Origin of the sequence: Aureimonas jatrophae (assembly GCF_900104035.1) — a bacterium.
GTDB lineage: Bacteria > Pseudomonadota > Alphaproteobacteria > Rhizobiales > Rhizobiaceae > Aureimonas > Aureimonas jatrophae.
Window position 1 is genome coordinate 348,356 of sequence record NZ_FNIT01000005.1, and the last position, 14,001, is coordinate 362,356.

Below are 14,001 nucleotides of genomic sequence, written 5' to 3' on the forward strand. Positions count from 1 at the left end.
CAGAAGCGATTCACTTGCGACGAGGAGTGTAAGGCTTGACGCCGACTATTGGGCCTATGCGACCACCAAGGCGGTCACTGGGGGCACGAGATGGACGGGTTGTCATCATGGGATCGCTTCGAAGCGATCGCCCGGCCTTTGCTGTCAGCGGCTCCAGGGGATTACCTCGCTTCGATCCAACAGAACCTCGTACGCGACGGCGTTGTCAGCGCCGTCGCGTACCGCGACGCGCCAGCCCTCTTCGATCACCTCGTGGGCGTCAGCCAGTTCCAGGGTATCTCCGATCGCAACGCCGCAGCCTTCACGTCGAAGCATGGCATCGTCAGTTGGGACGACATTGCCGCGTCGATACAGGCAGGTCCGTCCTGCTCTCGGCTGCGAGGGTTCTGGTCGTTCGACAGATGTGGCTACCGAAAGGCGACGGCGACATGCATGGAGCCTCGGCATATCGTTGGCTGCCCCTTGCCGGAGCATCCGGCGCGTAAGGGCTCGCTGATCCAAGCTGCCTACGCGCTGTTTTTCTTCCTTCGGGACGTCTGCGCCGGTGACCTCGTCGGCTGGATCGATCAGCGCCTTGCCGAAGCCGACCCAGGACGTGGCGCGTCCGACCGCGCCGTTCGCATGGGGGCTGCGCTGCTTGATCCTCTACGCGGTATCACCGGGATCGGAAGCAAGGTCTGGTCGATGGCGCTCGCCGACTTGCTGCTCGCCGCCGACTTGAACCGCGAGCGATGGGTCGCGACGGGGGCTGGGATGGTCGTGATCGACACTCTGCTTCACAATCACCTGCACCGCACAGGCACCCTGCGCCGATTCATGGCCGAGCACCCTTACGGTCGCTGCTACGCCCCAGCCGGATGCGCCGACCTCATTCGCGGGTTGGCACAGCGCATCGACGCGCGCGAGTTCAATCCCGACTTCCCCGCCTGCTTCCCACGCTTCGTCCAGTTCGCAATTTGGCGGCTGGCGTCGTCCGCGGAACTCAACATCTGCAACGGCCTGCGCATCGATGATCGTGCCCGCTGCGAGAACACGACCTGCCCGGTCTTTCAGGACTGCGATCGCGTCGCCCTACACGACCATATGACGCCGTCGTCGTCACGGGGTGCGCCGCCCGCGCTGTGACGGTTCGTGCTGCTTCGGCAGTCGACCCTCTTGCCTGTTTGGACAACCCCACTCCATCGACGTGGTCCACCACAGTGTAAGCCGATTTTTGGGCGTTCCCTTGTGGTACTTTCATAAGCCATTGATTTATAGACATAAATTTGATACGCTGAGCAGGCTTATACCTCGCCGACATGCTCGTCGGCCGACAGGGAGATCCCCATGCCAACCCTTCGACCGGGCCGATCGCGGCCCGCCTTCATCACCGCTAATCATTCGACAAGGGGGGCTCAGCCCTCCTTCTTCGTTTCTAGGAGCCTTTCATGAGCGCCTCGTCGGCTCAACGCGCGGTGACGCTCGCCTCGTCGGCGTCGGCATCGCCTCCGTCGGCCTCGAAGCCTGCTTCGGTAGCCCCCGCCCCGGCCGTCATCGTGTTCGGCTTGGACGACACCGGCAAGGCGCACGCTTCGGCCTTCGACGCGAGCGAGGTCGCGTTGGCCGAGAAGGCCGCCGGGATCATGGGCATGAGCATCGTACCCATCACGACCGACGCCGAGCGGGCGCTGGCCGCCAAGGTGCCGAAGGGCCGCTTGTTCGCGTCGGGCCGGGGTTTCGTCCCGTTCGTCAAAGCGGCGCTCTACGCCGAGCTTCAGGCCCTCGCCGCCCATCACGGGGTTGCCGCGTCCCAACCTGCCCTCGCAACGCCGTTGACGTCGTCAGGCGGCGCGACGCCACCCTCAACCTCATCGGAGACCAACATGTCCAACCCCGCTTCGCAGAGTGTTGCCGGTACCGGCAATGCCATCGAGTCGCTTCAGCCGACCCATTGGGCCGACATTCGTATCGGTGCAATCGTACTAGCTGCGATCGCGCCCAAACATTGCGAATGGTTCGAGTGCGAGGTGGTCGGCACCGACAAGGCCGACGGGTTCACCCTGCGGTACTGCGACTGGCCGAAGGAGCCGACCTTCGTGCGCCAGCGTCATGAACTAAGCCTGATGCACCCCTCGCGTGAGGTCGAGCCGCCGGCCGAGGCCGACGTGGCGACGGCCTGAAGCTTCGTCGTCAGCGTGCCTGGGCCCTGATGGCCTGGGCGCGCGATCAGCCTCACCCTTTCCATCCCCTTCGCAACATCGGAGGTTTCCCCATGCTGACCTTAGTTGTCACCACCCGCGACCGGGTGCGCACCCTCAACGATCAGCTTCGCCAGCAACAGACGGGCGGCACGATCGTCACGACACCGGGTGTGCGAGCCCTGGGCGCAGCCGCCGTTGCCGCGACCCTACGCGCCATCGCTGCGTTTGATGACTTCGGCGCGTACAACGACCCGTTCGATGAGCATGAGTTCGGGTCGGTCGTGATCGAAGGGCAAACGGTGTGGTTCAAAGTCGAGGCTTACGACCTCGACCTGCGCTGGCATTCACCTGACCCCGCCGACCCGGCCGTCACCCATCGCATCATGACGTTGATGCTGCCGCGGGAGTATTAAACGGTGCCGGCTCGCGAGCCGCCCGCCAACGCGTTGAACGCTTTCGCGTCGCTCGTTGCTCGATTTCCCCACCGTGTCCTGTTGGCCGTACCGGACGTGCGCCACATTCCAATATTTGCGCTCGGGGTCGAGAAGGCACGCGCGCCCCTCGAATGGGCATCGCTCGATGACCCCGACGGGCAATGCACCATCATCGGCCGTGACGCCCTGGAGCAGCTTCAGGCAGGCCGCTACGGCGCATATCGCCTGATCGACACCCGAACCCGCCTCGCCCGGCAAACCGCGCTGTATGCCCCCTGGTGCACGTTCACGACGGCTGACCATGTCGAGGCGTTCGAGCGCGAGCACCCGAACTTGGGACTGACGGCGCTGAGCAGGCAAGTCGAGGCCGCTTTGCGGGAAACGCAGGCGGCTGGCGTCGCCGAGCTTGATGCAGCGATCGAGACACTACGCTCACAAGCTCGCGTGCTGGCGCAACTGAATCACTGCACAGCGATGCAAAGTGATGGGCAACCTGAAGCGAGAACCAGCCCCTGTTCGCCCTAGTGTCAGATTGTGATCAACTTCGTTTGGGTCGCTTTTCGTTCTTGATAGGATTCGGCTTGCGACCAGGCCGCATCTGCTCAGGAAGTTCACTGCCGACGTCAGGTGCTTGCAGCAACTCGTTGACCGTCACGCCAAAGGCGATTGCCAAGCGGTCCATAATATCGATCGTTGGGTTCACCTTACCTTGTTCGATTCGGCTAAGGTATGGTTTGGCGACTTCCGCCTCCAACGCAAACGCCTCCTGCGTCAATTCACGCGCACCCCGCAGCCGCCAACGCCATCCGGTATGGCCTATCTCAGGCAATCAGCATCGTGGGGCCCGATCCCGCCCTATTGCAGGAGCTGGCGCGGCTTCAGAAGGGGGTCGCCCGAGGACGACGGACGAGATCCTGCAGCGCGAGGAGATCGCAAAAGGATCCAACAGGCCTCTGATCGTAGAAGGGCTTGGCTTTGGCTGCCCGTTACGAGCAGCGTAAGCGACCTCAAATAGACGATACAGGCCCTTGACCCGCGGGCAGCTTTACAACAAATTCGTTGTAATGATACCTTCGTTCGATGAGCAAACTGGGCATCTTCCCGTGGGCGAGCACGCGGCGACATGGCCGGAGGTGGCGCAGCGTTTCGGCTGGAACAACCATCGCCGCCGATTGCTCGCGGGCCTGCTGCGCATGGCGACGAACCTTCGAGATGCGGGGTGCGTCTTCTTCCTGCTGGACGGAAGCTTCGTCACGAACAAGGAATACCCCGAAGATTACGATGCGTGCTGTGACTACGAAGGAATGGATCCGCTCAAGATCGATCCAAGAATGTTTATGGGCAAGCAGATTATGAAGGCTGAATTCGGGGGCGAGGTCCATCCGGAAAAGGCATTCGGCGATGTCACGCCCCTACGCGAATTCTACCAGACGGACAGGAACGGCGTCGCCAAGGGCGTGGTAATCTTGGATCTCGGAACTCTGCCATGATCGCGACCGAGCACCAGTTCAATATCACCAGCAAGAAGCTCGACAAGCTGAACCTCGCGCTGGGTTCGCTCCGGCATTCCGACAGATCCGGTCAGTTTCATGAGCGACAGATCCGCTCCCTCGAGGAGACGGTCGAGGAACTCGAAGCGGAGATTCGGGAATACGAGGCCCTAAAGGCGGGAGAGGTTCCCGAAATCGTGGTCCAGAGCCTGGCCGACTTGCCAACGGCGCTGATCAAAGCCCGCATAGCGAGAGGCTTCAGCCAATCGAACTTGGCTTCGGCTCTTGGCATGCGTCCCCAGCAGATCCAGAGGTGGGAGGCGGAAGGGTATGCCTCTGCTGCCTTCACCGTTCTTGCGCGCGTCGCCGAGGCTCTGCGCCTGGACATTAACCACCGCCTGCCGCTTGCGGATCGCCCCTTCGCCGATCCTAAGCGCCTTCGCAAGGCGTTGGTCGAAAAGGGGCTTCCCGCGAAGGTGGTCGACCGACGCATCATGCCGAAAAAGTCGCGCGCGAGCCTTCCCGACCAAGTCGTGGACGAGGTCGATGCCAGACTGCGCAAGCTTCTCGGCTTCGGCCTCCGGAGCCTGGCTGCGTCCAAGGGGTTCGAGCCCGCAGCGATGCAGTTCAAGCTGCCGGCCTCGGCCGACCAAGAGCGGACGCGGGCCTACGCGGCCTATCTCGAAGGGATCTGCGGCATTGTCGCGAAGACGGTGCGGACTCCTCCCTCGCCCCTTCCCGACACGATCTCGGACATGCATGCCGCCTTATTCGCAGACGGCATCTCCCTGCGAGGCGCAGCCGTGGCATGCTGGTCCATGGGCATCGGCGTGATCGCGTTGGACGACAGCCTGAATTTCGACGGCGCTTGCTGGCGGCGCGGCGGACGCTCGGTCGTCGTGTTGCGCAACCGCGGCGGGGACGAGGCCCGTGCGCTCTTCGACCTGATCCACGAAGTCTACCACCTCGCGGCGACGAAAGCGGACCTAGGCGTGATCGAAGCCGAGGAGACTTCGTCGGATCGGCGTGAGTCGACCGACGAGCGCAGGGCGAACAGGTTCGCTGCCGAGGTCCTGACAGACGGCCGATTAGCAGAGCTTCTGGCGCGGGTCGTCGAGCGGTCCGAGAGCAGGAGCGAGCAGTTGAAGTCTGCCGTCCGGCAGGTCGCCGCGGAGGCGGACGTACCGGTCGGGATCATGGCCAACCTGTTCGCGGGGAACCTCGACAAGGATGGTGGCCGGAACTGGTGGGCCAGCGCCAAGTCGATGCAGCCGGCGGGTGGCGATCCATGGCGGGTCGTTCGCGACGTGTTCGTCAGGAATGCGGACTTCTCCCGGCTGGACCGCATCGAGTTGGACTTGCTGGACCAGATATTGGAGAGCGTCGATGAATGACTTGACGTCCCGGCTGGACGAGCCGCTGCCGCAGATCAAGATCACCTGCACCAGCGTAGACTGCGAGAACGATCTTCACTGCTTCCTCCAGAAGAGGAGATCGGGGAACAAGCCCGCGTTCGGCCCGTGCCGGGCTTGCGATGCGGACTTGGTTGACTGGCAGAGGGCCCACGAACGCGATCCGGATCGGATTGACGCCCTGTTCGCAGACATGCGCACGGAGAAGATCCGGGAGCACATGTGGAGCCAACCGTTCGACGGGGACGCACTTCGGAAGGTCAGAAAGCACGATCGTCAGACGCTTCACGCGAAGGTCCGCAAGCGCATCGCGTCATCGGTAGGCAAGTCGGCGGGCGTGTATGACGGCCGCCAGACAGCTATGAAAGGCGACGTCGTGCTCTATGCCCAGCACGCGACCGCCACCTGTTGCCGCCAGTGCATACTCTACTGGCACGGGATCCCGAAGAACGTCGAGCTTAAGGACGACGAGAAGGAGTATCTATGCCTCCTCGTCGATCGGTACCTCGACGCCAGGGTTGGCGACGATATGCTGCGCGGAAGTTGAAGCGATGGCTGGCCTCATCCCGACCGAACGCATGGTCGACGCGATGCGGCAACGCGTTCTGCGCGAGGGAGGCGGCGAGATCCTCGTCTCGCGGCTCGAAGGGTCCATGCAGCAGGCTGACCTGTCCGCTCCGACGAATGCCGGCGGCTTGGGACGACGTCGCCATTTCCGTCGCAGAGTTGCTGAAGGGTGGCCGGACAACTTTCTCCCGATCGTTCCCGCAAGTCGGTGGCTTAGGATCTCTCCCCCTGCCGTCATGCACGCGGAGGTCTTCCAGCTCGCCGCGTGTGCGTGGCGCTGCTGGTACTGCTTCGTGCCGTTCCCTCTTCTGGCCGGCGACGAAAGAAAGGGGCGCTGGGCCAGCGCCGCCGAACTCGTAGACCTCTATGCGGCCGTGGAGGATCGACCGCCCATCCTCGACCTGAGCGGAGGGTCTCCGGACCTCGCTCCGGAATGGGTTGCGTGGACAATGGATGCGGTGGAGGCGCGCGGGATCGGGAAGTCCACATATCTGTGGTCCGACGACAACCTGAGCAGCGACCACCTGCTGCGGCCGGACGGATCGACGCTCCTGAGGCGAATGGAGCGATACGGCGCAGGCTACGGGAAGGTGTGCTGCCTTAAGGGGTTCGACGCCGAATCCTTCTCGTTCAACACCCAGGCGGAACCAGACGGGTTCGAGCGCCAACTGCGCATCCTCGTCGGCTACAGCCGCACGGACCTCGACCTGTACCTCTACGTGACCCTCACAAGCCCGAGGACGACCGGGGACGATGGCCGCGTTCGGGAACTGGTCGCGCGGCTCGCCGACATCAGGTCGGACCTTCCGCGACGGACGGTCCCGCTGCTTGTCACCGAGTTCTCTGCGATGCGATCGCGGATCGACGCAGTCCGACGTGATGCGATGGAAAACCAGTGGCGCTTGGTCGAGGCTTGGACCGACGCCGTGTCGTCGCTGGAAGGCGGACCCGAGTGAAGGCGGACCTTGCCTCCGTCGTATCCGATCTCCTCCGTGATGCGCGGGATTTCGGGTCGCTCGCGTCGAACTGCCTAGGCGCTTGGCCGATCGACGTGCTCCGCGAACTCGAGCGCGTCGCGGGGTCGTCTGCGGACATGAATGCACGGGCGGCACGCCTCGTGACCGACGCCTCGTTGTTTCCCCTCCATCGTCGCCGTGCCGCCCCCTCACCCCTTCCGGTCGAGCATCCGCTGGACAGCGACTGGCGGTTCGCCGCGGGCGAGCCAAGACGCCTGCTCGGCCGCGTGCTGTCCGGCCTCGGCCCCAGGGACCGGTTCCTCCTGTTGTGCGTACCGACAATCGTCTTGGAGGCGGCAAGGCAAGGGCTAGCGCACAGGACCGTGGTTGCCGTCCGCCATGGCGACCCGATCGCGGCAGCGATGCGGCATGCGGTGCCTGATGCGACCTACGTCGAGTTGGATAAAATGCCTGACATGGATGCCGCGGCGGCCGCAATTGACCCGCCTTGGCACGACGACACGGCACTTCCCCTCATCGAGCGGCTATGCCTCGGCGTTCGCGAAGGCGGGATGGTCCTGGTTACGGGACCCGACGTCCTCACGGGAGCCTCGTCCGCCGAGCGCCTGTCCATTCACCGAACCGACCACCAACTTCCCGGACTGCAACGCGTCGGTCCCTGGTCCAAGGTCAGATACCGCACGCCGCGGTTCGAGGAGCGCGCGTTTCAAGCGGCCGGGATCGGCAACGTGCCGCCTGCGTGGCGAACGGGACTTGTCCAGGCCCACCGCAGGACGGGCGAGGTTATCTCGCCTTCCAGCTTGCACCCGGCCGGCCAGTGGCGCGAGCGGGTCGTTGACGGTCATCGCATCTGGGTAAGGCCGGACGCGGCCGATGGTCTCCCCTTCCGCATCCGTGTCTGTGACAGCGTCAGCAGCCAGTCTCAGTTTCGACGGACGGCGTCCGTATGGACTTCGGGTAATGTCGTAGTCGTGGGCGGGGAGAGAGCCGAACTCGATCGACTCCTTGATGCCTCGGCCGATGCGTCGCGGGACCGAATGCTTCTCGCTCTCCTCGAAGCCGAACGCAAAGCTGTTGGGAACGCGGATCTCCTCCCAGCGGAACGCTTGCCGTTGTCCGCCATGCCGTGACAGCATAAAGGGATCCAGACCGTCGCCGCACAAGGGAACCCTGACATGGCCCCAACCTTGATCCTCGCCTTCTCCGGGGGTATTGGGTCCGGAAAGTCCGATCTTACGATCGAAGTCGCCAGACGCCTCGGCTGGGGCCGCGCGAGCTTCGGCGCGCATGTGAAGAAGGTGGCGAGGGACAACCACCGGGATCCGGAAGACAGAGCGGTCCTCCAGAGCCTGGGCCAGGCGCTCGTCGTTACCAACCTCGACGCGTTCGTCAGAGAGACGCTGGCGCAGGCCGGCGACGCGCAGAGCGTCGTTGTGGACGGCGTCCGGCACGTTGAGGTTCTCATGAAGCTGCGCGCCCTTCAGGGGACGCAGGTCAGGCTGGTCCACATCGATACGCCGAGCGACATCCGTCATGAGCGCCACATGAAGCGTGACAACGTGGAGCGGCGGCTGATTGCCCGCTACGAGTCCGACATCACCGAGGCGCAGCTTCCTCGTATTCTGCCCCAGTACGCGGACAAGACGATTAACGGTTCCTTGCCGACCTCGATCCTCGCCGACGAGGTCGAAACGTTCGCCAGGGCGGTGCACAGGACCATCGTGGCGGAAGCCGCGTAGGCCGGCAAGGCTGCGGGGGTCGCTTGGAGATATTCGGGGTCTTCGAGGGCGGCGGCGCGAAGGGCTTGGCACACGTGGGTGCCCTCCGTGCTCTTGAGGAGCGCAAGGTGCGATACCGTGCGGTAGCCGGCACCTCAATCGGGGCCATCATCGCTTCGCTGGTGGCGGCCGGCTATGAATCTTCCGACCTTTACTCGAAGGGAGAGGACGGCGAGACCGGCCTTCTGTCGGAGGATCTTGAGAAACGGCTGCTGGACGAACGCGAGTATCGCCGCGTGTGCCGGCTGCGGGACCACCTGAAATGGCTTGCCGGGGCCCCCCGGCACGACGGCGTTGCCGGCAGCGCATCGAGGCGTTCCAAGATGGTTGGGATGGTGTTGTCACGCTTCCGGCTTTCCTGGCTGGTCGTGGTCGCGGGAGCGAACCTGTCGTTCATTCCCTACCTGCTGCATGCACGCGTCCTCCGCGACCTGTGGCTGACGTCGGGTGCGGTGAGAACGGACCTGATCCGCGAATGGCTCGATCAGGTACTCAGAGAACGGGTCAACGTGCCCGCCAGCCGGCCCGTCACTTTCGCTGATCTCCGCATCGATCTTCGGGTCGTCGCGACCGATCTGACGGCCGGCAACGTCGTGGTGTTCGGTCAGCGCCAGACCCCGGACGCCAGCGTTGCCGACGCCGTCGTCGCCTCCATGGCCTACCCGTTTTTCTTTCGGCCCGTCGTGATCAAGGACGCGATCTTCGTTGACGGCGGGATTGCGTCGAACGCCCCCGCGTGGGTCCTGGACGACCTGCGCGACGAGGCGGACGAGCGGATCCCGACCTTCGCCCTTCGTTTGCTCGATCCCATAGACGGCATCGCGTCGGCACCCAACCGTCCGGGCGACCGTCTCCATCTGAGAAGGCTCGCCGGACGCTTCGTACCGTCTGCCCTCGGCAGTAGGGCGTCGATGGAGCTGAGGCGGATTGAGCAGCTTCATCTCATGGAACTGCGGACCAACGTCCGGACCCTCGACTTCGAGGAGGTGAACAGGGACAAGGCCGCGACCGTCGAGACTGGCTACGAAGGCGTGAAGGCTTACCTCAATCGTCGCATCGGCCCCCGGGACCCTGCCGACATGGAGCGGGCGCTACGAGCTTTCATCGGCGTGGTCGCCGACCTCTTCGCCAGCCAGGGAACCGTTCGCGCCTACGCCATCCAGCCCGTCGACGAAAGCCGTTGCAGGGTCGTGTACGCGGCAATGCTCGAAGGCGATGCAGACGATTCCCTCGTGATGCGCCTCGATTCCCGATCGCAGGCACTCTCCCTACAGGTCCGAGAACCGGTCCTGTTGCGGTGTTCCGAAATACCGACCTCCGACCGCCAGGTTGCTGCGACAAAGTATGTCCACGCTTCGCGACCCGCCTCCGTCCGACATGCCTACTGTATACCGATCCTTCGGACGCAGTCCGACTGGAGCCTGCGCGAACCGATGGACCGCCCCGAACCGCAGGCCGCGGTATGCTTCGACTTCGACGAGGGGGACGATCACCTCCTGCTGGATCCGGAGGTTGAGGACAAGCTCGTCATGGTCGCACAGACGTTCGGTGAATACTGGAGCGGACGACGCGAGGACCCGGAGGAGACGGCGGACTCCCCGGAAGGCGAAAGTGGCGACGAAGGCGCGTCGGGATGGCTTCAGGTACCGGACGCGCCGGGTTTCCACGTGTCGAGCCGCAAGACGAGACGGCCTTGGCCGGAGTTCCGCGACAGGCTCGACCAGCTCGTGAAGCGTATCGAGGGCGCGATATGAACTTGATCTGCCGTCGGAAGGGTTAGAAGCCGTGGCGCTTGACCTCCGTTGTCGTTTTTTCAAACCGGCGGCATTTCACGAACATTGCCTAAAAGCTGCCTGTTGGCTATCGGCCCAAGCCTGCCTGGCTTGTCACATCGAAGCACACCTGTATGCGTCGTCACATGGCATTCGCCGCTCATCGTAACATCTGGGTTGACGCTCACTATTTGTGACTTGGTACGCCTCGGGCCTAAACCTCATGGTGACAAAAATCATGGCTCGTAACCCATGATGATCGTGCTGGACGACGAGCCCTACGGCTGGCTCCTTTTGGAGGAGGACGGGCAACTCTATCTCGATGCGATGTGCAGCCACAGCGCGGTGGACTACATGTTCCTGCTGCGCCTAAACGACGAGGAGGTCGCGCTCCTTCGCGCGAAGGGTCGGCTTTATCTCGACGACCTCGCGTATCGCATCCACTACAGCGCGCCGGGTGTGCTGGGCAGCCGGTCGCCCTACAAAGGGCGCAGCCTTGTCATGACGCCCGAGCGCGAGCGGGCCAGCGAGGCGATCCAGGCGTATCGCGCGCAAGAGCGGAACGCGGCAGCAGCGGATCGCCCTAGCTTTTGATTCCGCATAGATTCGACCAACACAACCACCACCCACTTGCTCGCCGGTAAGCCCCTCGCGCGGCGCAACAGTGAAGGGTGGATTTCTGCCAGTCCGCTCCCGGCAGCAGATGCACCGAAGCGGACATCGCTGTTTCGCCCGCTTCCGAACCTTCTCTGAAATTCAGAACGTCCGCTTGCGGGCGGCCCAGAAGGGCGACGCCGCTTTCACCTAATCGGGCTACGGGCCTCCACCGAGCAAAAATCACGTGACTACGTGCCATCCCGTCCGGTGCTTGTGGCAGAACATCAGAGACGTTGAGGCTAGAGTTCTCTCGCCCCGCGATGCTCTGGCCCTACCTCTGACGGATCTGCAGGTTTCCGATCCCGCTTTGGGGGCTGCATGAACGGCTGCAGGTCGCCCAGCGCGTGATATCGGTGCGCAAGGTATTCAATATTTATTCCAAGGTCCTCAATGGTATGCAGCAATAGCAGGCCAGCTATTGCGCGCACTTCGATGTAGAATTTCAAAACTTCGTCCTTAGCCATCTGCGGTGCAGCATGGAAGAGTTTACCCCTTCTATCCTGGATGCGAGTGGCCAGTTCAGGGTCGAAGCAAAAACCCTTCCCGTTTACGTGCTCTATGGCCCGCAGGAGTAGTGTCTTGAGGCCGGGGGCCTTACTGTTTTTGATTGAAATGTGTTTCTTGGGAAATTCTCGAACGGGCTCCGATGTAGATGATTCAATCCAAGCGAAGAACTCGGACTGTGCATCTATGTAACTCGTCTCGTCCCCCGTCTTGTACCGACCTTGTACGTAGCTATCGATCACTGGCATCGAAACTGCAAAGCGGTCGTTGATGTTACGTGAGAAAAACCTGCTGAACTCGACTGCATGAATGCGGTCAATGATGTTCCCTTCGTTCGCTAAATAGCGTTCAAGGATACTGGGTAATTCACCACCGGCGATTCCTTTCAAGTGCACGCAGCTCAGGGGATGGGGTGGCTCTCCCTCCGTCCAGTCGACGCTGCCTAACTGGAGAGTGCCGTCATAATTCCACTCAATATCACCTGCTTTGATTTTGTTGGCAGTCCAGGTTGTGAAGGCGGGGTACGGTCCTCTGAACCCAACAAGAAAGCCGAAGAGTCGCTCCAAGCTAAAAGCCAAACTCATCACTTCATTGATAGACTTTGCGGCTTCAAAGTCGACCCTGAATATCGTTGCCGAGCGTAGCGAACTCGAGCGGAGCTTAGAGTCTAGACGCGCCGCTCGGGTGATTGTCACTTGACCGAGCCCACCAGCAGCGAATGTCTCCGTCTCGCTGGGTTTGATGTCTAGAGTTGGCGTTCGAGTCTCACGATTGAAATCCCGCGCAAACGTGGGCGAACCAAACCAAGCGTCTAGCGCAACTGACTCAAACGCTACGCCCATGAATTTTGGTTCGTCACCATCCTCTGCAGGGATATCTGACAGCAGAGCCTGAAATTCGCCCTTTATTATCGTCCGTTGAGACTTGTTTTTAACGTCCAGCCTACCTGGATCGATGTGTTCGACTATTGGCCTTATTAATGTACAGGGTTTTTCATGGTCAAGGAGCCCAATCACGTTGTTCGCGTCCCGGAACGGTTCTTGTCGGTACAGGTCGGCGTGTTCTGCGGGTCGGACTAGCTCGAAACGCCAGGGAGATTTGGTGGTTTCGTTCCGAGTGATCTGACCGACCCAAGGCTCTTTCGTGTCGTCACTATCGGGTATGATTATCCACATGACGGATTCGCTCGACTCTGATCTTCGCACCTCAGCTCTGGCTATAGTGGCCGGGCTGGCGGGGCGATTTTTTCCATGCGGGGCAGAATGCCCGCTTCCGGGCGGCGGGCCAACCTCCGCATTCCACCCCGAGCCGACCTTGCCGGACGGCCGATGAATGTCGGCTTTCGGGAAACGCCGACGACAGTCCGCATGGCCGACCTGGGTCGTTTCAGGCCATTCCAGCCAGGTCGGTGACGACCACGCCGAACGCCGCCAGCGGCTCGACGTGCTTTCCGTTGCCGGTGACAACGGCCAAGCGATGCGCCTTCGCTATCCCCGCAATCGCCACGTCCGCAAAACTTAGATGCCGCCCGATCCCAACGGCGCAGTCGGCCAACGCGCCTGACTCCTCCGCTTCGTCGATCCCGAACGGGAGCACCCGTTCCGCGAAGACGTATCGGAGCGTCACGAACCACGCCTCGATCGCATTGGCCCGTCCCATCGCCCCCTTGCGGCGAAGTTTCGCGATGCCTTCCCGGATCTCGGCCACGGTGACCGTCGAAACGTACAGGCGATCGGACGCCCCGCGCAGCCTGTCGGCTACGCCTGCAGGCAGGCTCGGCCGATCGGGCGAAAGAAGCGACAGCGCCGATGTGTCGAGCAGGAAACCGCCGCTCACAGATCCACCGACCGCGTCGGGGTCGGGTCGCGTTCTGGCCTGCCCCGGTTAGGTGGCCCGGTTTCAATCTAATGCATGGTGGGCTTGCAGGCGACGGTAGAGGTGGCCGGCGAAGCAGGTTGGGGTGGCGCAGCCGGCCACGGCACGGTGGCTGGAGCGGGTGGCCGGTAGCCGAGCGAGGAGTGCGGTCGCTTGGTGTTGTAGTGGCAGCGCCAGCTCTCGATGACGATCCGGGCTTCGGCTAGGCTGTAGAAGATCTCGCCGTTGAGGAGTTCGTCGCGGAGCTTGGAGTTGAAGCTTTCGCAATAACCGTTCTCCCAGGGGCTGCCCGGCTCGATGAACGCGGTCCTGGCCCCGACCGCCGCGATCCACTCGCGAACGGCTTTGGCGATGA

General features: G+C 62.7%; 17 protein-coding genes. 12 read left to right on the forward strand and 5 right to left on the reverse strand.

Annotation, left to right across the window (positions count from 1 at the left end):
• Positions 1–90 precede the first annotated feature (90 nt).
• Positions 91–1,125: a hypothetical protein gene (locus tag BLQ76_RS21730; RefSeq protein ID WP_139184005.1), complete on the forward strand. Its 1,035-nt coding sequence runs from the start codon at positions 91–93 to the stop codon at positions 1,123–1,125.
• Positions 1,126–1,444: 319 nt separating this feature from the next.
• Here the strand turns inward: BLQ76_RS21730 and BLQ76_RS22130 are convergent, their stop codons facing one another.
• Positions 1,445–1,624, reverse strand: coding sequence for a hypothetical protein (locus tag BLQ76_RS22130; RefSeq protein ID WP_090674050.1), 180 nt, complete (start codon positions 1,622–1,624; stop codon positions 1,445–1,447).
• On the opposite strand from BLQ76_RS22130, the gene BLQ76_RS13425 reads away from it, so the two are divergent.
• The 3 genes from BLQ76_RS13425 (at position 1,599) to BLQ76_RS13435 (ending at position 3,139) form a co-directional block, all read left to right on the forward strand.
• Entirely contained in the window at positions 1,599–2,159 is a 561-nt protein-coding gene (locus BLQ76_RS13425; protein WP_090674052.1) for a hypothetical protein, read from the forward strand. The genes BLQ76_RS22130 and BLQ76_RS13425 overlap by 26 nt on opposite strands.
• Before the next feature lie 92 nt (positions 2,160–2,251).
• The gene (locus tag BLQ76_RS13430) at positions 2,252–2,593 is read left to right on the forward strand and encodes a DUF3768 domain-containing protein (protein WP_090674054.1); all 342 of its coding nucleotides are present in this window, start codon (positions 2,252–2,254) and stop codon (positions 2,591–2,593) included.
• A gap of 3 nt (positions 2,594–2,596) precedes the next feature.
• The gene (locus BLQ76_RS13435; protein ID WP_139184007.1) at positions 2,597–3,139 is read left to right on the forward strand and encodes a hypothetical protein; all 543 of its coding nucleotides are present in this window, start codon (positions 2,597–2,599) and stop codon (positions 3,137–3,139) included.
• Positions 3,140–3,152: 13 nt separating this feature from the next.
• On the opposite strand, the gene BLQ76_RS13440 is transcribed toward BLQ76_RS13435, so the two are convergent.
• The gene (locus BLQ76_RS13440) at positions 3,153–3,443 is read right to left on the reverse strand and encodes a helix-turn-helix domain-containing protein (protein WP_090674058.1); all 291 of its coding nucleotides are present in this window, start codon (positions 3,441–3,443) and stop codon (positions 3,153–3,155) included.
• 199 nt (positions 3,444–3,642) lie between these two features.
• Here BLQ76_RS13440 and BLQ76_RS13445 point away from each other — a divergent pair, with 199 nt between their 5' ends.
• The 8 genes from BLQ76_RS13445 to BLQ76_RS13480 all read left to right on the forward strand — a co-directional run bounded on the left by BLQ76_RS13445 (position 3,643) and on the right by BLQ76_RS13480 (position 11,204).
• Positions 3,643–4,104 (forward strand): DUF6932 family protein, encoded by a 462-nt coding sequence (locus tag BLQ76_RS13445; protein WP_090674061.1) that lies wholly within the window; start codon positions 3,643–3,645, stop codon positions 4,102–4,104.
• Complete coding sequence (locus BLQ76_RS13450) at positions 4,101–5,498, forward strand: helix-turn-helix domain-containing protein (protein WP_090674063.1); 1,398 nt, start codon at positions 4,101–4,103, stop codon at positions 5,496–5,498. Before BLQ76_RS13445 ends, BLQ76_RS13450 begins: the two co-directional genes overlap by 4 nt.
• Positions 5,491–6,063 carry a DUF4186 family protein gene (locus BLQ76_RS13455; RefSeq protein WP_170842585.1) on the forward strand — a complete coding sequence of 191 codons (573 nt, stop codon included), beginning with the start codon at positions 5,491–5,493 and terminating at the stop codon, positions 6,061–6,063. Before BLQ76_RS13450 ends, BLQ76_RS13455 begins: the two co-directional genes overlap by 8 nt.
• Positions 6,064–6,319: 256 nt before the next feature.
• A complete protein-coding gene (locus tag BLQ76_RS13460) occupies positions 6,320–7,039 on the forward strand; it encodes a radical SAM protein (protein ID WP_139184008.1) in 720 nt (239 codons plus the stop codon).
• Positions 7,036–8,190, forward strand: coding sequence for a hypothetical protein (locus BLQ76_RS13465; RefSeq protein ID WP_090674071.1), 1,155 nt, complete (start codon positions 7,036–7,038; stop codon positions 8,188–8,190). The genes BLQ76_RS13460 and BLQ76_RS13465 overlap by 4 nt, the downstream gene beginning before the upstream one ends.
• A 45-nt stretch (positions 8,191–8,235) precedes the next feature.
• Positions 8,236–8,799: an AAA family ATPase gene (locus BLQ76_RS13470; protein WP_090674074.1), complete on the forward strand. Its 564-nt coding sequence runs from the start codon at positions 8,236–8,238 to the stop codon at positions 8,797–8,799.
• 23 nt (positions 8,800–8,822) lie between these two features.
• The gene (locus BLQ76_RS13475; protein WP_090674077.1) at positions 8,823–10,592 is read left to right on the forward strand and encodes a patatin-like phospholipase family protein; all 1,770 of its coding nucleotides are present in this window, start codon (positions 8,823–8,825) and stop codon (positions 10,590–10,592) included.
• A gap of 270 nt (positions 10,593–10,862) precedes the next feature.
• Positions 10,863–11,204 carry a hypothetical protein gene (locus BLQ76_RS13480; protein ID WP_090674080.1) on the forward strand — a complete coding sequence of 114 codons (342 nt, stop codon included), beginning with the start codon at positions 10,863–10,865 and terminating at the stop codon, positions 11,202–11,204.
• A gap of 302 nt (positions 11,205–11,506) precedes the next feature.
• Here the strand turns inward: BLQ76_RS13480 and BLQ76_RS21735 are convergent, their stop codons facing one another.
• The 3 genes from BLQ76_RS21735 to BLQ76_RS13490 all read right to left on the reverse strand — a co-directional run.
• Entirely contained in the window at positions 11,507–12,946 is a 1,440-nt protein-coding gene (locus tag BLQ76_RS21735; RefSeq protein ID WP_244977995.1) for an ApeA N-terminal domain 1-containing protein, read from the reverse strand.
• Between the two features lie 211 nt (positions 12,947–13,157).
• A complete protein-coding gene (locus BLQ76_RS13485; RefSeq protein WP_090674081.1) occupies positions 13,158–13,607 on the reverse strand; it encodes a PIN domain-containing protein in 450 nt (149 codons plus the stop codon).
• A gap of 68 nt (positions 13,608–13,675) precedes the next feature.
• On the reverse strand, positions 13,676–14,001 hold a 326-nt coding region (locus BLQ76_RS13490; protein WP_139184010.1), incomplete at its 5' end, for an integrase core domain-containing protein.

Bases quoted from the DNA above. Each gene is read 5' to 3' on its own strand.
- BLQ76_RS21730 (WP_139184005.1), top strand. From the start codon at position 91: ATGGACGGGTTGTCATCATGGGATCGCTTCGAAGCGATCGCCCGGCCT.
- BLQ76_RS22130 (WP_090674050.1), bottom strand. From the start codon at position 1,624: ATGATCCCGGCGGCCTTCTCGGCCAACGCGACCTCGCTCGCGTCGAAG.
- BLQ76_RS13430 (WP_090674054.1), top strand. From the start codon at position 2,252: ATGCTGACCTTAGTTGTCACCACCCGCGACCGGGTGCGCACCCTCAAC.
- BLQ76_RS13450 (WP_090674063.1), top strand. From the start codon at position 4,101: ATGATCGCGACCGAGCACCAGTTCAATATCACCAGCAAGAAGCTCGAC.
- BLQ76_RS13455 (WP_170842585.1), top strand. From the start codon at position 5,491: ATGAATGACTTGACGTCCCGGCTGGACGAGCCGCTGCCGCAGATCAAG.
- BLQ76_RS13460 (WP_139184008.1), top strand. From the start codon at position 6,320: ATGCACGCGGAGGTCTTCCAGCTCGCCGCGTGTGCGTGGCGCTGCTGG.
- BLQ76_RS13470 (WP_090674074.1), top strand. From the start codon at position 8,236: ATGGCCCCAACCTTGATCCTCGCCTTCTCCGGGGGTATTGGGTCCGGA.
- BLQ76_RS13480 (WP_090674080.1), top strand. From the start codon at position 10,863: ATGATGATCGTGCTGGACGACGAGCCCTACGGCTGGCTCCTTTTGGAG.
- BLQ76_RS21735 (WP_244977995.1), bottom strand. From the start codon at position 12,946: ATGTGGATAATCATACCCGATAGTGACGACACGAAAGAGCCTTGGGTC.